This is a genomic window from Acinetobacter sp. YH12027, assembly GCF_013420085.1.
GTDB classification, from domain to species: Bacteria; Pseudomonadota; Gammaproteobacteria; order Pseudomonadales; family Moraxellaceae; genus Acinetobacter; species Acinetobacter amyesii.
This window is the reverse complement of the sequence record NZ_VOYW01000008.1, coordinates 1-22,495: the sequence shown is the minus strand read 5'-3', so window position 1 is coordinate 22,495 and position 22,495 is coordinate 1. Positions and strand designations below refer to the sequence as shown.

Below are 22,495 nucleotides of genomic sequence, written 5' to 3'. Positions count from 1 at the left end.
TCAAGGAAAGGTTTAACAGTTGTCACAAAATAATATTACAGCTGAATAAATCGAGTGGTTGAAAATCAAAAAAAATAAATACTCTTGGGAGAGTACCGTATGAAAAATTTCACTAAATTAGCTCTAGTTTCTTCAATCGCATTTAGTGCGAATGCTATGGCTATGCAAGCAATGGACGATGCTGCACTTAGTTCAACCACTGGTCAAGATGGTATTAACATCGGGATTGGTATTTCTAAAATTGAAATTGAAAAACTTTTCATTCACGATAACGACGGTTTAACGGATACAGCTAAGGGTGGTACAAGTACTGCTGGTGCGATCGTTATTCAAGGTAACGGTATTAAGGGTGATGCATTAGAGAACAAAGGTATCATCATTGGTGCAAACTATGATAACGGTGGAGCTTATCTTCTAGCTTCTCGCAATTTAGCTGATTTACGTATTGATACTGATGCTGGTACTGGTGCAAATGGTGCATTCATTAACATCGCAGCTGATGTTTCTGGTTTAGATATCAAAATCGGTGAAATTGGCGTAACAGCATCTGGTACAGCGGGTACTACAGGCATTCGCCGTGGTGGTGATGATAGTAACTACAATGCAATTTTATCTGGTCTTTCTCTAAAAACTGGACCAATGACTGCTAATGTTCAGTTGGGTGCTGCTCCACAAGGTGCAATGATCAAACTAAGCACAACTATGGTTGGCGGCTTAGAAATTAAAGATCTAGGTATCCTTGATGCATCAACTAAAACGGCTACACGTGAAGCAGGTGAAATCTTTATCGAAAGCATCAAGGTTGCTGATGCGGGTAAATCTGATTTAACCATTAACCAAGATGTCCGTGTTTATGGTAAAGAAGGCACAAACAATGGTTATATTCAAATGGTAAGCAACTCTGGTCCAATTGATAACTATGTGAAAGGTATTCATCTAGGAAGTAAAGATGCTGGATCAATCGGTGATATCGAAGTTCAAGGCTTACAAACGTTCTACAGTCCTGCTGCTAACGTATATAACCCAGGTTCTGTAATTACGATTTCTAGTAAGTAATTTAGAAGACAAAGAAGGCGCGTGTTGATCACGCGCTTTTTTTTACAAAAATATGCGGAATGACCCAATAAAGCATAAAAAAATGCTGTTTTTTTATAAAAAAAAAGGTATCTTGCATAATACATGGATGTAGAGCATTAGCTCTAAAAAAATAATGAAAAAAGGCACATCATTGCCGATAACTAAAAGTTAGAAGATATGTTAGAGATAGCTGTGGGCTCGGCATTGATGTATTACTTTGCCAAAGAGTCCTTCGAATTAAAAGAAAAGCCAGTCGGAACAGTTCACTATACCGAAACATTGGATTCACGAAATGATTCCTTTACTCGGATGCACCGTGAATCTGTAAAAATTAAACCTGCCATAGAAGATCAATTTCGAGGCATCGTTCGGCAAGCCTACGACTACAGTTGTGGTTCGGCGGCCTTAACTACTTTATTAAATGGTTATGTAGGTACACAGCTGACTGAGCAACAGACCATGAATGGTTTGCTGAAATTTGGTGAAACTGAAAAAATTATCGAACGTCGAAGTTTCTCCTTATTAGACATGAAACGTTTTGTCGCTGCTGTCGGGCTAGACAGTGGGGGCTACAAAGGGGAGTTTTCAGATCTAGTTAAGCAAGGTCAGCCTGCGATTGTTCCCATTTCATATGCTGGTTTTAAACATTTTGTGGTTTTTAAAGCCTATAAAGATGGGCGTGTTTATGTTGCAGATCCAGCACTGGGCAATATCAGTTTCGATGAAGTTAGATTCCAAGAAATATGGGAAAACAACACATTATTCTTAATCAACGTTGCGCCTGAGCAACGTAAAAATTTATTAGCTTTGCAAGATTCAGACTTGCGACATGTTGAAGATGCAACCGTCAACCGTTATGCATTGGTTGATATTCAATATCCGCAGTTTTACATGGAAAAAATTGCAGACAAGGCATCTACGATACGACTTGATAAAAACATGAATGAAGAGTCGGAGTCTTATGGTAAATCGAATTACAACTTTCTAAGGCTTTACTACAAGAGTAAATAATTAGATGAAAGCGTATAACAAAGTGTCAGGATTAAAAAAATAACAACGGTGGGAAGGAACATGAATCGTAAATGGATGAACAAAACACTACTAGCCATGAGTATTCAGGTGGTGATGGGGGTTGCCTATGCAGCTGAAGAGCCAAGCCTTGGAGAATATGATCCAGTTGAACAAGAGACAGTCGTAGAAGAGTCTGTATCTCCTGCTACTGTAAACCAAGCTGATAATGCACAAGAAGCTGCTGCCGAGCCAGAAATTGGACAGTATGAATCTGTAGAAGAGCCCGTACAAGCTGAAATGCCACAATCCGAAGTCGCTCCTGCCAATGAAAAAGCATCGACAGCACTTCAGCAACAAGAAGGTGATGCGAGCCAAGAAGCGAATTTACAGGAAGTATTTAGCTCGAATGAACGTCAGTATTCATTGATTAAAAAAGGTGAAATATCATCTTTTTACGATATAGATTACACCTATTACCGTGATACACAGCTTGATATGGAAATGGCACAAGGCCAGCTTTATCAACTACGTGTACAAGAAAATGCAACACACTCAATGACCAATACATTTACCGTGCAATACGGTGTAATGGATAATTTGACATTCTCTGCATCTTTGCCTTTAGTGGCGAAAACTGATTTATTAAAAGATACTTCAACTGCAGGTTTAGGGGATATTTCTTTAGGCGCACGCTGGGAACCATTCCCACTGAAGCAAGGTCGTTTACCACTGATTTTATTTGGTAATTTGTCTACGAAAACAGGTGACAGTCCATACGAAGTCAATGCAGTAAATGATCTAGCAACAGGTAAAGGTTACTATTCGGCAGGTATCGGTGCGAGTACGCGTAAATATATTGACCCCGTTGTGTTGTTTGCATCTGTCTCAGCCAACTATGGTTTCAAAGAAACTGGTTTAAACCAACGTCGTGGTTCGCGAGTCATTGAAGAGTTTGAACCGGGAATTAGTGGCGGTTTTGCATTCGGTTTTGCATACTCGTTTAACTACGATGTTTCCCTCACCATGTCATATCAACAAAGTTTCAATACCGGCGCTGAATTTACGTATAGCAGTGGCGAATCCTATTCACCTGCAGACCAAACCAGCTCAACTCTAGCGATTTCTTTAGGTGTACGTGTATCACCGGATACGATTGTGAACGGTACAGTGGGGCTAGGTTTAACTGAAGATGCACCAGATGTGTCTTTAGGACTGTCTTTCCCGTTGGATATCCTAGGTTTCGGAAAAAAACTTCGTTAAGAGGGCTGTCGTATGCGTAAAATTCGACTCAGCCCACTTGTTAGTGCGATCGTTTTAACGGGCTGTTCTAGTGCTGCTTTTGCACAATTGGGTACCAACCTTTCAGTTGATGTACGGTCACTTGCATTAGGTAATGCAGTAACTGCGGATCCTCCAGGAATTAGTGCAGTACATTTTAACCCTGCAGCATTAACTAAGATTGAAGGTTTGCAAACAGATATGCAGGGCATCATTGCAAACTTTGATATTCAACGTGAATTTACCGTTCCTGCGGGTTATAACGTTTTTGGTTATTCAGATGATCCATTAGTCTGTAATGATGGTCCTGAAGTGACGGCTGATATTTGTACGGACTTTAAAGATAAGGTTTCTGGTGATGTTGAATATGCATCCTTATATGTACCTGTCTTAAAAAAGATGGTGGATTTTGGTGCTGGACAACCCATTGCCGCGCCAACGATGGGGATTGCCTACAATCCACCGGGTTCTAAAGCAACATTCGCATCAGCTGTTTATGCACCTTTGATTGCGGGTTTTGGTGCTGAAAATGGTAACCCAGGTAATTTCATGGGACAACAAGTTGCTCTAGAGCGTATTACTTATCTATCGCCAACAGTAGGCTATCAAGTCAGTGATGAGCTATCGATTGGTGGTGGTGTGGGGATGTCCTATCAAGCCATTGGATTGAAATCTGACCTGCGATTTCCCAATGAATTGATCGGCATGTTAAGGATGATTGATGAAGTCGTCTGTACACCATTTAAGGAAAATTCGGACATTATTACCGACATCTTGCTATTGGGGATGTGTAATACCGAAGAAGGGATGAATCCATTTGGCAAATTTGGTCAGATGGAATTGGCTTTAGAGCAGTCACTGAGCCCAAGTTACAACTTAGGGGTTTTGTGGGAGCCACGCGAAGATTTTAGTTTTGGTATGGTGTACCAAAGTGCAGCGAAAATGCGCATGAAAGGTCGTTATCGCATTCATAATGCAAAAGCACCTCAGGAGATGATTAAGGGATTAATGTCATCACCAACAGGTCAAATTTTAGCTGCAATTTTAGGTTTCCCAAATGCCGTGCCTAACTCGGAGTCGGGTTTGGTTTCGATGGATTTTGAATATCCACAGCATGTACAGGCGGGGATCAAATATAAGGTTATGCCTGATTTACAAATCAATTTTGATGTGGGCTGGACCGATTATCGTGCTTGGGACAAATTCCGTTTTGAATTCGACCGTCAAATTTCAGCGCTGAAAATTGCAAAATTATTATCTGAAAATGTGACCGATAATTCTTTGGCCTTACCTTTGAAATTTACGTCGCCTTGGAACTGGGGTATTGGTATTGAATATTCAGCAACAGATCGTTTGAAATTGCGTGCAGGCTATGAACCAAGGAGTACCTCTATTCCTGATGGTAAGCGAAATACCATGGTACCAATTAATGGTGCGCAACTCTTTGGTATGGGGATTGGATATCGTTTTGATGCAGATACGGATTTAGATTTATCAATCGGCTTTTTACGCAGTAAAGATAACATTCCAGCGAATACTAGTAGTCTTGCAAACTTAACCGGTGTGAATAATTTACTTTTAAACCCATATGCTGGACTGAATGTAAAAACCGATACGAAAATCACCATCCTAGGATTAAATTACAGAACTCGTTGGTAGGATAAGCAAACAGAATGAAAAGGATTTTATTCATGAAAACGTTACTTGCACTGTCTGTGGTGCAAGTGTCGTATGCCAACGCTGGAGCGTTTCATACCATTATTGGGCCAGATGGGCGCCCAATGGTGGTACAAGTGCAAGAAAAACCAGCAAAGAAACCTAAAGAAAGTCCAACTGCTAAAACGATAGACTCTCAACCTGTACAACAAATTACTCAACCATCTGTAAGCATTAGTCCGTCTCAAACCAAGACACCGATGACACGTCAAACGAGTCCAACAGCACAGACTGTTGAATCACTGAAGTCTCAACGTTTAAGTACACGTGAGCCGGAAAAACGGGATGATAATAAAGCTGTCACAGTCGATAAAATTAAAGAGGTCTCAGGTGATAACGTTCCCAAATCTGAAAAATCAGTACAAGAGTCAGGTACTTCAACAAAAGTTGTACCTTCAACCACATGGACCGAAAAGTTACAGCAATCAGAGCTAACCCAACCTAGTGCTCCGTATCAGGCCAAAGTTCAGGCTGAAAAAGATAAACCTATCGTCGAAAAAAAGATCCTTGCTGAGAAAGTTGTTAGCACTGATAAAGCCGTACAATCTTCAGGTGAAAACTTAGAAAATAATCCTTCAAAACAAGCGGCTAAGGTAAAACAAGAACAAGGCTTTTCGACCATGGCTGGTGAAAAGTATGTCAATAATGAATATCTTGAAGATAAAGAGTTTAACTTAGAAGGCAAAAAGCGCTTTTACACCATGCCCGAAGGCGTTATTGACAGCAAGATGGGGCAAACGCGGATGCAAACCATTGAACGTGAAAAAGGTGTCAGTCGCTCCGTCATTGATAATTTATTTAAACGCAATCAACCCGAAGATACAGGGCCGATCACTTTGGCCACATCGTATTATCGAGTCTCACAAGCTGACACCATTCAAGGTTTAGGTCAGCAATGTTTTTCGAATAAAAAAATGAAGAAAGCCAAAGAGCTCGACTTGGCTCAAGATATTAATTTATGGCCTCGAGCACCATTGTCGGACGAATTTGACTACGAAGTCGTAAAACTAAAATCACCATTACAAAATATTCGTATACATTCATTTGCATCCAAAGTACAAAATCCTACATTTTATTGGCCATTTGCGGTATTTTTAGACAAAAATGGATGTGTCATGGAAGGCGCAGGTGGATTCAAAAATAACCAAGGTGAAGCGGATCATCTTTACCATGAAAAAATAGAAGGCGTGATTCAAGTGCCTAAAGGTAGCCAGTATTTATTCTTAACGCCTTTAGCAACAGCAATAGACGTCGATGGCCGCGTATTAACCAATCAAGGCCAACTTAAATTAACAGCAATCCGTTAAGGACATAAGAAAGAGAATTAGGATGAAAAATAAAATTTTATTACCGTTTGCTTTAACGGCATTGGTTGCAGCGCTCAGTGGCTGTGGCGGTGAAAGTGCAAATGTGAATCCTGAAATTTATGATACCAGTACAACCAATGGTACTTGTAAAAGTAATACCGAAGGCTGTGTTGAGTTTGTTTTAGATTATCCAATTGAAGGTCTGAATTTTAATTGTTCGAGCGACGTTAAAAATACCTACATTACTTTATTTGATCTAAAAGAAGGTGTTTCGACAGGTGCTTGTAAGATTGGCGATACCGTAACTTTCTTTGTCCAAGGTGAAAAATCACGTCGAATTGATTTGGGTAAAGTAGATTTGAAGCAAATTTCCAATGTAGCCAGTGGTACGACACCTCCACGCTTGACCTTATTGGATTTGGCAGCTGGCATCGCGGGTAAACCTGCTGCAACGATTTCAAATACCGACGCAACGGTTAAAGTGGCCATGCGTTTAGCTAAAATTATTCAAGCCTTGGCTTTGAAAAATAACAGCGCAGTTACAGCTACAGATATCCAAGCGGTTTATATCAACAATGCAGATAAAGTATTGATTGATCAAATCACTCGAAATGTCGCGACAGCAGATTTCAGTATCAGTTCAGATACGGAATTTAATGACTTGTTTACACCTTGGCTAGACTTGTCCGAAGTCAGTAATGAAAATGCATTTACCTTAGTTTCAAAACTCATGAATATCTCAACGGCTGCGGTTTACCAGCCAGAGTTTGCGTTGTTTTCAACTGATGACGTGATTACCAATGCCGGTGGTTCAAATGGACTGGTCGGCTGTGACAAAAATGAATGTTTGCCGACCGATAGTTCAAAAATCAATTTATTTGGTCATTTCATGTTAATGACGGACCGCCAAGGTATGACCTTTGGTAGTGGTTTACAGTGGAAGGGCAAAGTTGATCAACAGTTGAGTACCATTGGTGGTGTGAATGTCTTGCTCTTGACGCAGGTTCGACCAACACGTTTAACAGCAACGCCACAGGACAATTGGATCGATCCGCTTACCAAGCAAATTGATAAACCTGGCATTCTGGGTTTCCGTTTTGATGCAGAAGAAGCCAACTCTGGCCCTTTGATTATTAAACAAGGGACGCTACTTGCCGACAAAATGGTGGTCGGTACAGGTGGAAGTTTATATAAAACGTTAATGGCTAAAAAAGATGATTATGTTCTGACGGCCGATGATAAGAAAAAATTAGGTCTTTGGGAGCAAAACATTAACCAAGTGCAATTTAAAGGCACGATGGATTTATACAAGCTTTATCCGCTGTCGTATTTAGACAAAAAAGTCTTTAAGTCTGTTGAAAATGTTGCTGCTGGACAAAATTATATCTTCCCGTTATATGCAGATTTAACCTTTAAATTTACCGATCCCTCGATCAAAACAGTGAAATTGGGTGTGGTGATTGACCGTAATGGTGATATTCGCACAAATATAAAATCTGGCGTGCCAGATGATGTATTTACTCGTCAAGATAGTCAAATTGTCGATTTGTCTACACACGCGACGGAAGGCTGTAGTGGAAAAGATGTGCTCGATCCACTGTTAATGAAAGATGACAAAGGTGTACAGCAATACCGTATCGGAACGACAACCCGTACCTTTACGCCTGAAGGGAATATTAATCCCAATACCATTTCGATTCGTATGATTTTAGCTGATCCATATTTCCACACGCTTGATGGTGCGTTAATTGGAATGAACTCAAGTGTGAAAACTTCAGCGGACACCTCAATGGTTGTGGGCGGTGCTTTAGTGCAGTTACACAATATGATCAATGCCAATGCAGGCACACGTCCCTCTGGCGTTGCTTTGACAGATTCGGATAATAAAGTGGTGAAATGGGGGAATAGTTTGGCCAGCTTTAGTTATATTTATAGCTTAAAAAATCCAAATGATACTGCAGCTGCTCAAACGGCGAAGTTAAGTGGCGGTGATATTTCCTTAGATTTAGCCCCTTGTTACACCATCAAGGCAAAATAATCGTCAAATATGAGTAAAATAAAAAAGCCCATCAGTGATGGGCTTTTTTAATATTGAGAGCAGCAAATTAACCAGTGTGATCGAGTCGCGTACCAAGGGTTTCGAGATGCATTTCAAACTGACCTGTTTTGCGATCAGCAAAATAATGCCGCAGCGTTCTTTCCACACTTGGAAAGGCTAAATCATCCCAAGGAATATCTTCTTCACTAAACAATCGTGATTCAATGGTTTCATCACCCGCACCAAATTCACCATTGATTAGTTCAGATTTGAACAAGGCATAAATTTGCCCAATACGGGGAATGTTATACATGCAATATAGTTGCTCAATGTTGACTTCTGCTTCGGCTTCTTCGCGAGTTTCACGCGCTGCACCTTGCTCCATTGTCTCATAGAGTTCCATATAGCCAGCGGGTAATGTCCATAGCCCATAACGTGGCTCAATCGCACGACGGCAAAGTAAAACTTGATTGTCCCAAACGGCTAAAGCACCACAAATAACTTTAGGATTCACATAATGAATAAACCCACATGCGGTACAAATACGGCGTATCTGATGATCTCCAAGCGGGATCGCTTCTTTTGTTTTTTGTCCGCAGTTTGAGCAAAAGTTCATATTCATCGTCATGGATTGTGTGAACCGTCAGAATAACTTAAAAATAAAACTTTGGCATCATTTCTAACCAGCTTGGCCGAAATTCAGCTATGATGAAAATAAGATAATTATAAGGATGTAATGTGGATGGATGAGGGTTTATTGACTCAGCGATTGCAGCAAAGTTTACGTTTTTCTAAGCGTATTCAACCCGCGCATGCTGCTGTATTGATTGCGATTACCCAAGAAGATAATCCACGTATTTTATTGACCCGCCGCTCACTCTATATGAATAATCATGCCGGTGAAGTGTCCTTTCCCGGTGGCAAACGTGATGCCCAAGACACCAGTAATATCGTGGTGGCGTTAAGAGAAGCCCAAGAAGAAACCGCTCTAAATCCATTTGATGTGCAACTTTTGGGTGATTTGCCAATGCAAAAAGCACGGAATGGGATGTTGGTTAAACCGATCGTGGGGTTGATCCCGCCTGATGTAAATTTGATACCTCAACCCACTGAAATTGACCGTATTTTTTTTGCATCATTAAGACAGCTTTTAGAAACACCGCCAACGCCATATGAAGTTCGTTTTGCCCAGCAATCGCTTTATTTTCCCAGTTTAAGAATCGAAAACGAAATCGTATGGGGCTTGACTGCACGGATGTTGATTTCCTTATTTCAATATGGTTTGAATTATCAAAAAGAATGGCCTTTTTTATTAAATTCTCCTTCATTTCATTTGGGCCGTGAGCCATAAATCATTTTTAGAAAGTCAAAATAGGATGTTTGATCATGTTGTACAAATTTCAAGGATATAGCCCGAAAGCCACGCATCAACCTTGGGATGGTTGGGTTGCAGAAAATGCAACGGTCATTGGGCAAGTTGAATTAGGCCGAGAAGTGAGTGTCTGGTTCGGAGCCGTCATTCGAGGGGACAACAGTCGTATCAAACTGGGTGATTTTACCAATGTACAAGAAAATGCGGTGTTGCATACCGATGCAGGCATTGAAATGACCATTGGCGATTATGTCACGATTGGGCATCAAGCCATGCTACACGGATGTACCGTAGGTGATAATAGTCTGATTGGAATCAATGCCGTGGTCCTAAATCATGCCGTGATTGGTAAAAATTGCATCATTGGTGCGAATGCTTTAATTCCAGAAGGGAAGGTGATTCCGGATAATTCTGTTGTGATGGGTTCACCGGGTAAGGTTGTTAAGACTTTAGATGAACAAGCGGAAGCACGTCTAAAAATGAGTGCCATGCACTATGCCGCTCATTTTAAACATTTTACTCAACTCGAAGTCGCTGAACTTTAGAACGCTATACATGGCAAGCAAAAAAGCCTCGAAGTTTGTCGAGGCTTTTTTATGGCTTAAAGACAGAAAGCGCTGAGTCTGTGGTGGAACATCTCGCGAACTGCGATGGAGTGGAGTATTATATTCAACGTTTTTTAAGATTAAATTTAATTAAGGTTGCGCATGAAATTACTGGCATTGGAAACTGCCAATGAGCAGTGTTCCGTCTCGATTGTAGATGAAACTCAAGAGCTTTATTTTCAACTCGATTTACGGGCAAAAGCGCAGACGCAAACTATTCTCCCAATGATTGAGCAAGGGCTTAATCAAACTGCTATTGAGTTAGCTGATTTAACTGCGATTGGATTTAGTCGTGGGCCTGGCTCATTTAGTGGTGTTCGTATTAATGCAGCGGTAACACAAGCCTTGGCATGGGCCAATGATATACCTGTTGTTCCAGTATCAACTTTGCAAGCTTTGGCTCAAGCGGCGCATCGTGTACATGGTTTGACTGAAGTAACGGCAGTCCTTGATGCTCGCATGCAAGAAGTGTATATCGCCAGCTATCATCTCGATGCCAATGGCATTATGCAGGCTGTAAATGAAGAACAACTATTAAGCTACGCAGATGCCACACCACAGATCAAATTTACCGTCGTGGGTTCTGGTAGTGAGCTCATTCAATCAGAACAAACACAATACAAAGACTTAAGTGCAACAGCACAAGATATTGCTACTATTGCCCGCGTAGCGGCGCAAAGAAAAGCATGGGTGAGTGCTGAACTTGCATTGCCCGTATATTTACGAGATAACGCCTGGAAGAAAATTTCAGAACAAGGCAAGCCATAATTAGGGTTATATATGGATCTTCTACTGCTGCTCAAAGCGGCAATCATGGGTATTGTTGAAGGTATTACCGAATTTTTACCGATTTCAAGTACAGGGCATTTAATTCTGGCTTCAGAATTAATGAACTTTTGGACCAAAGAAAAAAGTGATGTTTTCGTGATCGCAATTCAAATGGGTGCGATTGCTGCGGTGATTTATGAATACTGGGGCCGCCTGTGGGGTGCAGCAACCGGTATGGTGACTGGTGAAGAAAAAGGTCGCCGTTTAGGTTTTGGCTTAATTCTCGCTTCGATTCCAATCGTGTTGATTGGTTTGACGTTTGGTCAGACGGTGAAAGAACTGCTGTTCAATAACATTGCGATTGCTATGGGGTTGATTATTGGTGGTTTGATCATTATTTGGATCGAAAAAAATCCACCGCAGGTGCGTGCCAAAGAAGTAGAAGATTTAACCATTAAAGATGCGATTTGGATTGGTTTAATTCAAGTTTTATCTTTAATTCCAGGGACTTCACGTTCAGGTGCGACCATTATTGGTGCCATGTTCTTAGGGGTTTCTCGTAAAGCAGCCACTGAGTTTTCATTCTTTTTGGGTATTCCGGTTATTGTCGGTGCAGGTTTACTGGATTTATATCAAAGCTATGATGTATTTCAAGGCACTCAAGATTGGACTGTGATTGCCGTTGGTTTAATGGTTTCATTTGTCTCGGCATTACTTTTGATTCGTGCGCTTGTTGCTTATGTGGCAAAACGTGATTTCATGATTTTTGCGTGGTATCGAATTGTTTCAGGTTTATTGATTTTATTGTTCGCATTTACAGGCTGGAAATTATGGTAAGCGAAATCCGCTTATACACAGAACAAGAGTTTCATGAGAAAGCACAGCAGTATTCTGCTGTGCTTTCTTCACGTGGTGTATCTGTAAATATTGAATTGATTGAAAAATTAAACGCGCGTTTTTTACGTTTAAACTCTGAACTCAGTTTGTGTGTCGATGCAGATGGTTTGTGGTTAGCGGCCAATGGCATGAAGATGCAACCCGATTGGAAAGCAGAAGTGGGGCGTTTAAAGCGAGCATCCTTAAAGTCTGAGATGATTGCACGTGCGTGTAATTTGGCTGAAAAACCACAGCTTGTAGATGCAACCGCAGGGCTAGGGCACGATAGTTTATTGATGGCACATTTGGGTGCTCATGTGACCCTTGTGGAACGTCATCCGATTTTATTTACCCTATTGGAAGACTCACATCAACGTGCGCAGCAAGATGCGTTTTTAAGTTCGGTTGTGGCTCGAATTGAATTGGTCTTTTCAGATTCGGCAGATTATTTGAAACATTTATCGACGACCAATCAAATCTTTGACGTGGTTTATCTCGATCCGATGTTTCCGCAGCGAGATCAAAACCAGCAAGCCGTCAAAAAGCAAGCTCAGGTCAAAAAACAAATGCAATTATTGCATTTACTGTTACCTGAAGATGGTGAAATGGATTTAGGTGATAATTTACTGGATTTAGCACAAAAAATTGCTAAACGTGTCGTGGTTAAACGTCCACGATTGGCGGTTTTTTTAGCGAATCAAGAGCCACAACATCAGTGGCAAGGCGATGCTTGTCGCTTTGATGCATATTTCCAACATGATCTTGTGACTTAAAATGATATTTGCTTCAATATTGTTCAAAGATTTGTTATATAGTTAAAAAATAGCATTGCTAAAAACGACATCAGGCATAAAATTATTTGTGCAATTAAGCAAGCCAAGGCCACCATCAGAACTCTATGATTGATTTCAAACCCTCCATCAATTTTTGGCATGATTTTAAAAGCAACCAAACTGCGGGGATGTGGTTATTTTTGGGGTCTCGTCGTTCTTTACAAATCGTTCGACCATCGATTTTACAATTGGTGTTTTGGGGGATTTTAGGTGGTTGTGCCAACAGTTTATTTAGTTGGCTCAGCACTGGGCGTATTGGCGAATTTAATGCACAAGGTCTCATTAGCTACGCATTGTGGCCATTTATTGCTTTAATCGTGGGGATTTTCCTGTCACAACGTGTGAATAATCCACGGTTAATGTTGGTCCCAGCATTGCTCTGGTTGGTGCTTGATACGCACATCATGCTGTTTCAATGTTTGATTCAATATTTGGGAGATCTCGATTTTCTCCCATACTTCCTGTATGACTACATTCCCACGTTATTCATTATTCTATTTGTTTGGCAAAGTCTGGCTGTTGTTTGGGTGTTTTCACGTGAGCTGAAATGGCCATGGTGGGAGCGTGCACTGATTATGGGTGCGACGCTATTTACTTTGGTCGTGTGGCAAGTCTCAGTCAAAGATCAGCCGATTTGGAAAGTTGAAGAAGTTCCTCCAAGCTTTGCTGAAGATGCATTTTATGCACAAAGCCGTTTACTCAATAAATCTTTAGACGCAGTGGAATATGGTGAGTTTGCCCAATCCCATTGGTACTTCTTAGGGGTGGCAGGTGCGAGTTATCAAGATGTCTTTAAACTGGAAATTGAACGGATTAAAGAACAATTTGATACACGTTTTGGCACCTATGGGCGTTCGGTTGAACTTATCAATAACCCTGCAACGCGCACTGAAATTCCGCTAGCATCTAAAACCAGTATGGAGTTGGCGCTGCGTCGTATCGGTCAGCAGATGAACCGAGAAAGTGATGTCTTATTTTTATATATGACCTCACATGGTTTACCAAATGTCTTTGAAATGGAAAATGCACCTTTGGATTTGGCGCAAGTCGATCCTAAATGGTTAAAAGAAGCCTTGGATGCATCCGGAATTCGTTGGCGTGTAATTGTGATTTCTTCATGTTATTCAGGCAGTTTTATTCCAGCGCTACAAAATGATAATACTTTAATCATTACTGCATCGGCAGCTGATCGACAGTCTTTTGGCTGTTCGAATGAAGCTGAATACACCTATTTTGGCCGTGCGTTCTTTGATCAGGCGATGCGTGAGCAGACCAGTATTCAAGCGGCATTTAATGAAACCAAAGCGACTGTTGCGAAATGGGAAGCAGCGCAAGGTTTCGAACCTTCTGAACCACAGTGGTCGATGGGGAAAAACATGGCATTAATGTTGCCTCAATTAGAACAACGATTGTTCCCGCCGACGACTACTGCACCGGCTACGACGGTTACGCCTTAAAAGATTAAAAAGTTTAGGATAAAGATCATGGAATTAGTACAACGAAATACCTGTTTTGCGGGTGAGCAGCGCATTTATCAATTGGATTCTTTAAGTCTAAAGACCGCGACAAAGTTTGGTATTTTTCTGCCAGAAGCAGCCTTACAAGGCCAAGCGTGTCCTGCATTGTTTTATTTGGCGGGATTAACCTGTACCGAAGAAACCTTTGCCATTAAAGCGCATGCTCAGCGTTTAGCAGCGCAGCTTGGCCTGATTTTAATCAGCCCTGATACTTCTCCACGTGGGGAGCAGGTAGCGCAAGGCGATCATTGGGATATTGGCCAAGGCGCAGGCTTTTATATTAATGCAACGGAACAACCGTGGGCCGAGCATTATCAAATGGAACGTTTTATCGCTGAAGAATTGTATTCGCTGGTACAGGCTGAATTTCCGGTACAAAAAGGTGCGATTGGCATATTCGGACATAGTATGGGCGGTCATGGTGCATTAACTTTAGCGTTGAAGTATCCGGACCTGTTTAAATCGGTTTCTGCTTTTGCACCGATTTGTGCGCCGAGTCAGTGTCCATGGGGCGAAAAAGCCTTTAGTCAGTATCTAGGTTTAGATCGTCAGCAGTGGCTTCCGCACGATGCTACAGCTTTAGTGCAAACTAAAGGGGCTTTGTTTAAAGCCATTTTGATTGACCAAGGCATTGATGATCAATTTTATAGCCAGTTAAATCCGATGTTGTTTAAGCAAGCGTGTGAGCAAGTTGGGCAGCCACTCGAACTGCGTGAACATGCAGGCTATGATCATGGTTATTATTTTATTCAAAGTTTTATGGACGATCATTTGCAATTTCACGCTGTCCAGTTGCAAACAGTAGTTCATTAATCTAAAAGCCAGTGGTTAAAAATATTGAGGCATAGCTTGCTTTGATATACGTATAAATAAAGCATGGTGATGAGCATTGCCATGCAAATGAATAAATTCGACATACCAAAAAAAATAATTTAGGGTACTTATGCAAAATTCACAAATGGAAACGCCGCTTCCGCCAGAGCTGCCCGTGATGAATCCACCGAGTCTATTTGGGGAGACAGAACAGGCTAATGTTTTGGGACGAAATTATCATTTTAGGTTTAAAGGTAATGCATCTGAATATTTCGGTATTTGGATCGTGAATATCTTACTGACAATTGTTACGCTTGGACTTTATGCGCCTTGGGCAAAGGTCCGCCGTTTACGTTATTTTTACGGTAATACTTGGGTGTTTCAGCGTCGTTTTGATTTTACTGGTTTGCCTACAAAAATTTTAGTTGGACGAATCATTGCGTTAGTGGTCTATGGTGGTTTCTCTTTTGCTGCAAAATATTCTTGGGAAGCTTTCTTAGCGGGCTTTGTCCTGATCTTCTTTGCGATTCCTTGGCTTATTCGATCTACGATTCGTTTCCGCGCCCGTAACAGTAAGTTTAGTAATAGCCGATTCTTTTTTTCAGGGACGAATAAAAGCGCGTATTGGTGCTTTGTCAAATGTCTTGCGGTGGTTGTCTTTACCCTCGGTTTGTTTACACCTGTTGCGGTTTGGCTATATAAACGTGAATGTCTGAATCATTTGTATCTTGGTCAGTTGAAATTTAATCTGAATAATACGTGGGGCGATTATATGCGCGCCATGTATGTGCCTTTATTTCTGTTTATGGGCTTTAGTGTATTGCTGGCAGTAATCTTTGCGATACTGTTTGGTAGCTCAGATGGTTTAAATGACGCATCTTATGTCTTCATTATTTTTGGTATGTATTTGATTGGCTACATGTTTATTTGGCCACTCACCGCTGCACGTATTTTTATTACCACTTGGAATAACACCACGTTGAGTCGCAGTCAGTTTCATACGGACTGTAATCAATGGCGCTATGCATGGATTGTCTTGAGCAATTGGTTGGCTAAAGTGATTAGCCTCGGTTTACTGACACCATGGGCAGTTGTACGACTATATAAATATCAGACTGAATCTTTGCATTTAATGTTGGTCGATGATCCAGACCAATTACACAATCAAATGCAGCAAGATCACAATGCAATTGCTGAAGAATTATCCGATATTTTTGACCTAGATATTTCCTTATAACGCAGGTGAATTACATGAAAACATCAGTAGTGAATGCAACCTATTATGATGGGAAAGTGTCAAAACCCTTTGTTGCTCAAATTAGCGCAGATGGGAAACATGCTGTGATTGTGCGTTATGGTCAAGACCTAGAACAAACGCAGCATTACACCTATCAAGATATGACGCTGATCGGTGCTTTAGGGGATATTCAGCCAGTGATCGAGTTAAAGGACGATGCTCGTTTAGAGTTTCATCAACCCTTGCCGGAGTGGTTTAATCTCGACGTAAAGTCGCGTTGGCATTCGATTTGGAAGTTAGAGCGTTCACCTTCTCTAATCATTTTTAGTGTGATTTTCGTGGTGGCTTTTGCTTTTGTATTGATTAAATGGGGCATTCCTGTGGCGTCACATGTGGTGGCCAATCAACTGCCTGAGACCGCTTTAACGAGTTGGGGCGATCAGGCGGAAAAATATATTATCGATATGACTGAACCCACAAAATTGCCACAAGCACGCCAAGACAAACTGAAACAAGAATATCAACAATTGGTGGCTGAAAATCGTCCTGCGAAGTTGTTATTCCGCGGTGGTGGTAGCATCGGTGCAAATGCATTGGCGATACCCAATAACACCATTATCGTGACAGATGAGTTGGTTAAATTAGCGAAAAATGATTATGAGCTCATAGGTGTGCTTGCCCACGAGCAGGGGCATTTAGTTCAACGCCATAGTTTGCAGCAAAGTTTGTCAGGTTTAGGCATCAGTATTATTTTGTTGATGATTACAGGGGATGGCTCAGATATTCTCACCAGTTTACCGGTTGCTGCGGTAGGTGCAAGTTACTCACGAGACTTTGAATCTGAAGCAGATTTATACGCCCTAAAACAACTTTCAAAACATCAAATTCCAACGGCACATTTTGCAAACTTCTTACAACGTATGGAAGATGAAGCTGACGGTGAAATAGCAAAAGAGAAAGGTGCAAAGGATGAAACTGCCAAAGATCAGAGATCTTGGACAGATTTCTTTGAGTCACATCCAGCGACGAAAGCCCGTATTGATGCAGTTAGAAATTATCAATCACATCAGCATTGAGTGAAAGGCTTTGACAATATGGCGACGTAGACTACGGTTCGCGTTGCCATGTTGCACTGAGTTCTTCTTGTCCCATACGGATCAAATGATCTAAAACCACATGTTCCAATTGATCTAGATTTGCACTTGGATCTTGGGCTGAAATTACTACATCTAAAAAAGCAGCTTGTGGTAAAAGATTGACCTCTGCAGAGGGTAGTTGAATCTTGAATGCAGTATTTTCTCCAATGAGCTGTTCATTGACTTCAAATTTATGTTTCCAATGATTGACTAGGCGTTTAGCAACACGCGCTGCTTGGGCGGTGGTGATGTGTGTTGAACTTTTCATAGATGCAATTTTATTGTTAAGTCGTCAGTCCTTTAACTTAGCAAAGTACATAGATGCCCGTTAAGTCTAAAAATGCAACGCTGTGTTTCTATCCCTGAGATCTTTATCCATATTAATCACTGATGTTACGCACGCAAAAAATAATTTTGCATTTTTAAAATGATATTTAAGTCAATTCGACTGAGTCTTACATCTAGGGCTTAAATAAAGGGATTAGCCTTCGGCTGGAGGTACTCTTACGAAACGATGATTCTCATTAGGCAAAATGAGAAGCGAAGCTTCGCAAGGAAACCATCTTGCAGAGCAATGCTCCTCACCGCAAAACTCGCTTTCTAGCGTCTATTTAATTAAAGTATTGCAAAAACATTTTTGATTAGAAGTCGTGCTGTCTCAAACAATTGCGGATGACGTTACCGCGTATCGTTCTTTTATTTGAATCAAATTTCGGTTCTGATGTTACTGCGTAATATCAGTTCATCCTAGGTTTCTTTATTATAGAGATCTCAATCATCGGCATCGAAAAAACGACTAAGGGCATGGGCAGCGAATAGGGGGACAATTTGCTATAATGCGTCAATCACTCCCTTTTCAAAGCTAGGTTTTTCATGTCCAAGCCATTCTTAATCGCACCTTCAATTTTGTCAGCAGACTTTGCGCGCTTAGGTGAAGAAGTTGAAAATGTTCTAGAAGCAGGTGCAGATGTTGTTCATTTCGATGTCATGGATAATCATTATGTACCGAACTTAACTTTTGGTGCGGGCGTTTGTAAGGCATTGAAAAAATACGGCATTAAAGCGCCAATTGATGTGCATCTAATGGTTTCACCGGTAGACCGTATGATTGGCGATTTCTTAGACGCTGGTGCAGATATCATCACTTTCCACCCCGAAGCAACTGACCATATTGACCGCTCTTTACAGTTAATCAAATCTGGTGGTGCGCAAGCGGGCTTGGTGTTTAACCCTGCGACACCTTTGCATTATTTAGACTACGTTTTAGATAAAGTTGACCAAGTCTTGTTGATGAGTGTGAACCCAGGTTTTGGCGGTCAAAAGTTCATTCCAATGACTTTAGAAAAGCTGCGTCAAGCACGAAAAATTATTGATGCTTCAGGCCATGATATTCGCTTAGAAGTGGATGGTGGTGTTACCCCAGCCAATATCCGTGACATTGCTGAAGCTGGTGCAGATATGTTCGTTGCAGGTTCAGCGATTTTTGGTAAGCCTGATTATAAAGCTGTGATTGATGACATGCGTTCTGAATTGGCAAAAGTGCATGCTCAAGAGGCTTAAGCCTTTGGGTATAAGTTATTCATGGCTTGTGGATAACTTTATGGATAACCGTATGGATATCTGTGTAGATAAGTATATGGATAACTTGAATAAATTATAAACGATTGTGCATCAATGGTTTAATAATTAGACGTATTAAGTATAAAAAGGACTCAATTGAGTCCTTTTTTTATGGGGTAAAGTGTTTGAAATACTGTGTATTTATTAAACTAAGGTAAATAATTAATCAGTTTAAAAAATAACTTTTATGTTTTAACTGGGCGATATGCACTGATTTTTATGACAGCGCAATAAATTTAAAACTGTTGTGAATAACTGCACAATTAATTATGCTGTTATCAACTATTGAGATAAGCTGCGACTGGCAAAACACATCATCGATCGCACTAGCTCGTGCTATTAGATATTTCTGAATGTATCGTTCATGATGGATAAATAGGTCGAGCTGAATGTCATGTTGATACGAATGTCATGTGATTGAGTTGAGTCATAAATAACATCATCATGGTGTTTCATGCGGATTTCAGCTGAGCTGATCGCGTGATGTTTTTAAAGATGTGTTAATAGGGACATGTTGTCACAGTGCATCATTGGGTTGAATTAGGGTACTAAATTGTTCAATTTTTTGCGTAAGCATCTTGGCTTTGTTTGGCTCATGGCGTTCGTCATGGGGTGGAGCAGTGTGGTCAGTGCACAGCAAAATTTTCAACATCAACAAATGATGACTGCGAATGCCCATCAGGCATCATTTCATGCAGCACATACTGATCCTTCACATTTAACTATGGCAAATTGCCATCAAAATCAGCGGCAAGCTGTTCCTGAGCATGCAGCACATCATGGCAAGCAAGCAACACCTGACGTCATTTCAATGATGGATTGTCATCAATCTTTAGATGCGACATCTGCACTGCAAGATGGTCAGGTGCATCATTCAACGACACAAAGTACAGACTGTCAGGACTGTACACTCGCACATTGCCAAATCAGTACCTCTTATCTCGATAGCGCATTGGTTGCATTGCAAACCGTCAATGTGCATCTTTATGCAGAACCTCCTCGTTTTATTTTTGCTGGACAGCATTTAAAAGGCTTTTGGCAAGAAATTCTAAGACCTCCGCAAGCTTAACCTGAGTTTTAAATACGTTTTTTCGTTATTTTATAAAGGTTAAGTCATGTCTAATTTATTTAGGTCAGGCCTCGTGCTCGGGGTGTGTCTGCTGTCTCCAACGTGGGCGTTTGCAGCCATTAAAGAATATCATCTGAATATTGATGAAAAGACCATCAATTTGACTGGTAAAGCGGTCAAGAAAATCAGTGTCAATGGTCAGTTTCCAGCCCCTTTACTGGAGTTTGAAGAAGGCGATGATGCGGTCATCTATGTGCATAATCAGCTCAAAAAACAAAATACCTCGGTGCATTGGCATGGTCTATTGCTGCCCGGTTTAATGGATGGTGTCCCCGGCTTTAATGGTTTTAATGAAATTCAGCCGGATGGTAGCTTTACTTATAAATTTAAAGTCCGTCAAAGCGGAACCTATTGGTATCACGCGCATTCCAAAGGCCAAGAACAAGACGGATTGTATGGCGCTTTGGTAATTTATCCGAAAGGTAAACAAGCACTTGCCGTACATGAACAGACGCAACGTGATTATGTGGTCATGCTGTCTGATTTTCATGAATCATCTAGCGCTCAGATCATGGCAAATCTGAAAAAGTCTGCCGAATACTATCAAAATCAGCGTGAAACAGTTTCAGATGTATGGACGCAAATGCAACGAACGGGTTTAAAAAACACTTGGCAAGACCGTTCGATGTGGAATCAAATGCGTATGCTGAAAACGGATTTGTCTGATGTAACGGGTTATACGTTCTTATTGAATGGTAAAACTCCAGAACAAAACTGGACAGGTCTATTTAAGCCTAACGAAAAAGTTAGACTTCGTTTTGTAAATGCTGCGGCCATGTCGTTTTTTGATGTGCGTATTCCTCAGCTCAAAATGACGGTGGTCAGTGCAGACGGTCAAGCGGTCAAGCCGGTCGCTGTGGATGAATTCCGCATCGGTGCTGCAGAAACCTATGATGTGATCGTAGAGCCTAAATCTGCGCATTATCAGATTGAAGCTGAGTCGATTGATCGGACTGGATTTGCGATTGGCACTTTACATGATGAAACGCAGCCTCAGCACTCAGGTATTCATATACCAAAAGCACGGCTACGCGCTTTGCTGACCATGGAAGATATGGGGCATGGTTCAATGTCAGGTATTGACCATAGCAATATGGGACATATGGCTACAGGTTCAACCCAAACTTCAGCAATCCAGCAAGTGAATGCTCATGAGCACAGCGCGCATACTGTCGATCCGTCAAAGATTCAGCCGAATCAAGCACATGATCATGCAGCTATGGGACATGACATGGACCATTCTCCAGTGACTGCACATACTACTATGCAGCATCCAGAGATGCATAAACAGAACATGTCTGATTCAGCGCATGCCAATATGGATCATAGTGTGATGGATCATTCATCAATGAACCACTCTTCAATGAACCACTCTTCAATGGATTCATCCATGAAACATGATATGCATACAGCGATGGAGCATGCACAGTCTAAAGGAGAGATGCGGGCAGTTGAAAATTCAGCAACGGTTATGGGTTGGGCCAATGCTTCAACACCTGTCGGTGATAAGGCCTTGCAATATAGTGATTTAAAAGCGTTAACCCCGCAGCCTGATACACGTGAAGCGACGCAAGATTTGGTTATTCATTTGGGTGGAACGATGGAACGCTACATGTGGACCATGAATGGCAAAAAATTCAGTGAAGCCGAACCACTGCAGGTGAAATATGGTGAGCGAATTCGATTGAAATTTGTCAATGACAGCATGATGGCGCATCCGATGCATTTACATGGCATGTTTATGCAATTGGAAAATGGGCAAGTGTCTTCTGAAATGCCAAATAAACATACGGTGATTGTGCCGCCGGGGAAAACAGTGACGGCTCTGTTAACGGCCAATGAATTAGGGGAATGGGCGATTCATTGTCACTTGCTGTATCACATGTCTGCAGGGATGATGAATAAACTTGTGGTCGCAAATGTCGCAGAGAATACGAAAACGGCATCTGTACCGCAAAAGGAGGTGTCTCATGCGCATCATTAAACCATGCACATATACGGTTCTAAGTTTAGCTTTGGCATCGGTCACTCAAATGACCATGGCGCAAGATGCACATCACAGCATGCCGATGTCAGCTCAACATGAGTCGCATTCCTCATATGATTCGTCGCATCAAGTGATGCAAACAAGGATCGAATCGAACAAGATGGAGCATACTGCA

The 22,495-nt window shown here is 41.3% G+C and carries 21 protein-coding genes; 19 read left to right on the top strand and 2 right to left on the bottom strand.

What is annotated here, in order from left to right; genetic code table 11:
- Positions 1–99 precede the first annotated feature (99 nt).
- The 6 genes from FTT94_RS03685 (at position 100) to FTT94_RS03660 (ending at position 8,427) form a co-directional block, all read left to right on the top strand.
- Positions 100–1,056 carry a DUF6160 family protein gene (locus FTT94_RS03685; protein WP_180170253.1) on the top strand — a complete coding sequence of 319 codons (957 nt, stop codon included), beginning with the start codon at positions 100–102 and terminating at the stop codon, positions 1,054–1,056.
- 198 nt (positions 1,057–1,254) lie between these two features.
- Positions 1,255–2,088: a C39 family peptidase gene (locus FTT94_RS03680; RefSeq protein ID WP_180147036.1), complete on the top strand. Its 834-nt coding sequence runs from the start codon at positions 1,255–1,257 to the stop codon at positions 2,086–2,088.
- A 60-nt stretch (positions 2,089–2,148) separates the two neighbouring features.
- Positions 2,149–3,348, top strand: coding sequence for a hypothetical protein (locus FTT94_RS03675; RefSeq protein ID WP_180170252.1), 1,200 nt, complete (start codon positions 2,149–2,151; stop codon positions 3,346–3,348).
- Between the two features lie 12 nt (positions 3,349–3,360).
- Positions 3,361–5,025 carry an OmpP1/FadL family transporter gene (locus FTT94_RS03670; protein WP_180113843.1) on the top strand — a complete coding sequence of 555 codons (1,665 nt, stop codon included), beginning with the start codon at positions 3,361–3,363 and terminating at the stop codon, positions 5,023–5,025.
- Between the two features lie 32 nt (positions 5,026–5,057).
- Positions 5,058–6,389, top strand: a complete 1,332-nt coding sequence (gene filE, locus FTT94_RS03665) for a putative pilus assembly protein FilE (RefSeq protein ID WP_257223148.1) — start codon at positions 5,058–5,060, stop codon at positions 6,387–6,389.
- A gap of 22 nt (positions 6,390–6,411) precedes the next feature.
- A complete protein-coding gene (locus FTT94_RS03660) occupies positions 6,412–8,427 on the top strand; it encodes a hypothetical protein (RefSeq protein WP_180170251.1) in 2,016 nt (671 codons plus the stop codon).
- A 67-nt stretch (positions 8,428–8,494) separates the two neighbouring features.
- Here FTT94_RS03660 and FTT94_RS03655 read toward each other — a convergent pair whose 3' ends face one another.
- A complete protein-coding gene (locus tag FTT94_RS03655; RefSeq protein WP_078192366.1) occupies positions 8,495–9,043 on the bottom strand; it encodes an NUDIX hydrolase in 549 nt (182 codons plus the stop codon).
- 126 nt (positions 9,044–9,169) lie between these two features.
- Between FTT94_RS03655 and FTT94_RS03650 the strand changes: the two genes are divergently transcribed.
- From FTT94_RS03650 to FTT94_RS03610, 9 genes are all read left to right on the top strand, one after another.
- Positions 9,170–9,778 (top strand): CoA pyrophosphatase, encoded by a 609-nt coding sequence (locus FTT94_RS03650; RefSeq protein ID WP_078192365.1) that lies wholly within the window; start codon positions 9,170–9,172, stop codon positions 9,776–9,778.
- Positions 9,779–9,813: 35 nt separating this feature from the next.
- Positions 9,814–10,344, top strand: a complete 531-nt coding sequence (locus tag FTT94_RS03645) for a gamma carbonic anhydrase family protein (protein ID WP_078191181.1) — start codon at positions 9,814–9,816, stop codon at positions 10,342–10,344.
- 162 nt (positions 10,345–10,506) lie between these two features.
- Positions 10,507–11,172, top strand: coding sequence for a tRNA (adenosine(37)-N6)-threonylcarbamoyltransferase complex dimerization subunit type 1 TsaB (gene tsaB, locus FTT94_RS03640; RefSeq protein ID WP_180170250.1), 666 nt, complete (start codon positions 10,507–10,509; stop codon positions 11,170–11,172).
- Between the two features lie 12 nt (positions 11,173–11,184).
- A complete protein-coding gene (locus FTT94_RS03635) occupies positions 11,185–12,009 on the top strand; it encodes an undecaprenyl-diphosphate phosphatase (protein WP_180170249.1) in 825 nt (274 codons plus the stop codon).
- Entirely contained in the window at positions 12,003–12,821 is an 819-nt protein-coding gene (locus tag FTT94_RS03630) for a class I SAM-dependent methyltransferase (RefSeq protein WP_218945800.1), read from the top strand. Before FTT94_RS03635 ends, FTT94_RS03630 begins: the two co-directional genes overlap by 7 nt.
- A 125-nt stretch (positions 12,822–12,946) precedes the next feature.
- Entirely contained in the window at positions 12,947–14,338 is a 1,392-nt protein-coding gene (locus tag FTT94_RS03625) for a C13 family peptidase (protein ID WP_168378508.1), read from the top strand.
- 27 nt (positions 14,339–14,365) lie between these two features.
- Positions 14,366–15,211: an S-formylglutathione hydrolase gene (fghA, locus tag FTT94_RS03620; protein ID WP_180170248.1), complete on the top strand. Its 846-nt coding sequence runs from the start codon at positions 14,366–14,368 to the stop codon at positions 15,209–15,211.
- Positions 15,212–15,341: 130 nt separating this feature from the next.
- Positions 15,342–16,448: a YjgN family protein gene (locus FTT94_RS03615; protein ID WP_180170247.1), complete on the top strand. Its 1,107-nt coding sequence runs from the start codon at positions 15,342–15,344 to the stop codon at positions 16,446–16,448.
- Between the two features lie 14 nt (positions 16,449–16,462).
- Positions 16,463–17,524 carry a M48 family metallopeptidase gene (locus FTT94_RS03610; protein ID WP_180170246.1) on the top strand — a complete coding sequence of 354 codons (1,062 nt, stop codon included), beginning with the start codon at positions 16,463–16,465 and terminating at the stop codon, positions 17,522–17,524.
- Positions 17,525–17,555: 31 nt separating this feature from the next.
- Here FTT94_RS03610 and FTT94_RS03605 read toward each other — a convergent pair whose 3' ends face one another.
- Positions 17,556–17,852, bottom strand: coding sequence for a DUF2218 domain-containing protein (locus FTT94_RS03605; RefSeq protein ID WP_168378512.1), 297 nt, complete (start codon positions 17,850–17,852; stop codon positions 17,556–17,558).
- Between the two features lie 605 nt (positions 17,853–18,457).
- On the opposite strand from FTT94_RS03605, the gene rpe reads away from it, so the two are divergent.
- The 4 genes from rpe to FTT94_RS03585 form a co-directional block, all read left to right on the top strand.
- On the top strand, positions 18,458–19,144 hold the full coding sequence (gene rpe / locus FTT94_RS03600; RefSeq protein ID WP_180170245.1) for a ribulose-phosphate 3-epimerase: 687 nt from the start codon (positions 18,458–18,460) through the stop codon (positions 19,142–19,144).
- Positions 19,145–19,811: 667 nt separating this feature from the next.
- Positions 19,812–20,273, top strand: a complete 462-nt coding sequence (locus FTT94_RS03595) for a hypothetical protein (RefSeq protein WP_180170244.1) — start codon at positions 19,812–19,814, stop codon at positions 20,271–20,273.
- Positions 20,274–20,319: 46 nt separating this feature from the next.
- The gene (locus FTT94_RS03590) at positions 20,320–22,317 is read left to right on the top strand and encodes a multicopper oxidase domain-containing protein (RefSeq protein ID WP_180170243.1); all 1,998 of its coding nucleotides are present in this window, start codon (positions 20,320–20,322) and stop codon (positions 22,315–22,317) included.
- Positions 22,304–22,495 (top strand): hypothetical protein (locus FTT94_RS03585; protein WP_180170242.1); only part of this gene is annotated, 192 nt, incomplete at its 3' end. The genes FTT94_RS03590 and FTT94_RS03585, both read left to right, overlap by 14 nt.

Bases quoted from the DNA above. Each gene is read 5' to 3' on its own strand.
- FTT94_RS03675 (WP_180170252.1), top strand. From the start codon at position 2,149: ATGAATCGTAAATGGATGAACAAAACACTACTAGCCATGAGTATTCAG.
- FTT94_RS03615 (WP_180170247.1), top strand. From the start codon at position 15,342: ATGCAAAATTCACAAATGGAAACGCCGCTTCCGCCAGAGCTGCCCGTG.
- FTT94_RS03590 (WP_180170243.1), top strand. From the start codon at position 20,320: ATGTCTAATTTATTTAGGTCAGGCCTCGTGCTCGGGGTGTGTCTGCTG.
- FTT94_RS03645 (WP_078191181.1), top strand. From the start codon at position 9,814: ATGTTGTACAAATTTCAAGGATATAGCCCGAAAGCCACGCATCAACCT.
- FTT94_RS03635 (WP_180170249.1), top strand. From the start codon at position 11,185: ATGGATCTTCTACTGCTGCTCAAAGCGGCAATCATGGGTATTGTTGAA.
- rpe (WP_180170245.1), top strand. From the start codon at position 18,458: ATGTCCAAGCCATTCTTAATCGCACCTTCAATTTTGTCAGCAGACTTT.
- FTT94_RS03595 (WP_180170244.1), top strand. From the start codon at position 19,812: ATGGGGTGGAGCAGTGTGGTCAGTGCACAGCAAAATTTTCAACATCAA.
- FTT94_RS03605 (WP_168378512.1), bottom strand. From the start codon at position 17,852: ATGAAAAGTTCAACACACATCACCACCGCCCAAGCAGCGCGTGTTGCT.
- FTT94_RS03630 (WP_218945800.1), top strand. From the start codon at position 12,003: ATGGTAAGCGAAATCCGCTTATACACAGAACAAGAGTTTCATGAGAAA.
- FTT94_RS03625 (WP_168378508.1), top strand. From the start codon at position 12,947: ATGATTGATTTCAAACCCTCCATCAATTTTTGGCATGATTTTAAAAGC.
- tsaB (WP_180170250.1), top strand. From the start codon at position 10,507: ATGAAATTACTGGCATTGGAAACTGCCAATGAGCAGTGTTCCGTCTCG.
- FTT94_RS03680 (WP_180147036.1), top strand. From the start codon at position 1,255: ATGTTAGAGATAGCTGTGGGCTCGGCATTGATGTATTACTTTGCCAAA.
- FTT94_RS03660 (WP_180170251.1), top strand. From the start codon at position 6,412: ATGAAAAATAAAATTTTATTACCGTTTGCTTTAACGGCATTGGTTGCA.
- FTT94_RS03650 (WP_078192365.1), top strand. From the start codon at position 9,170: ATGGATGAGGGTTTATTGACTCAGCGATTGCAGCAAAGTTTACGTTTT.
- FTT94_RS03670 (WP_180113843.1), top strand. From the start codon at position 3,361: ATGCGTAAAATTCGACTCAGCCCACTTGTTAGTGCGATCGTTTTAACG.
- filE (WP_257223148.1), top strand. From the start codon at position 5,058: ATGAAAACGTTACTTGCACTGTCTGTGGTGCAAGTGTCGTATGCCAAC.
- FTT94_RS03610 (WP_180170246.1), top strand. From the start codon at position 16,463: ATGAAAACATCAGTAGTGAATGCAACCTATTATGATGGGAAAGTGTCA.
- FTT94_RS03655 (WP_078192366.1), bottom strand. From the start codon at position 9,043: ATGAACTTTTGCTCAAACTGCGGACAAAAAACAAAAGAAGCGATCCCG.
- FTT94_RS03685 (WP_180170253.1), top strand. From the start codon at position 100: ATGAAAAATTTCACTAAATTAGCTCTAGTTTCTTCAATCGCATTTAGT.
- fghA (WP_180170248.1), top strand. From the start codon at position 14,366: ATGGAATTAGTACAACGAAATACCTGTTTTGCGGGTGAGCAGCGCATT.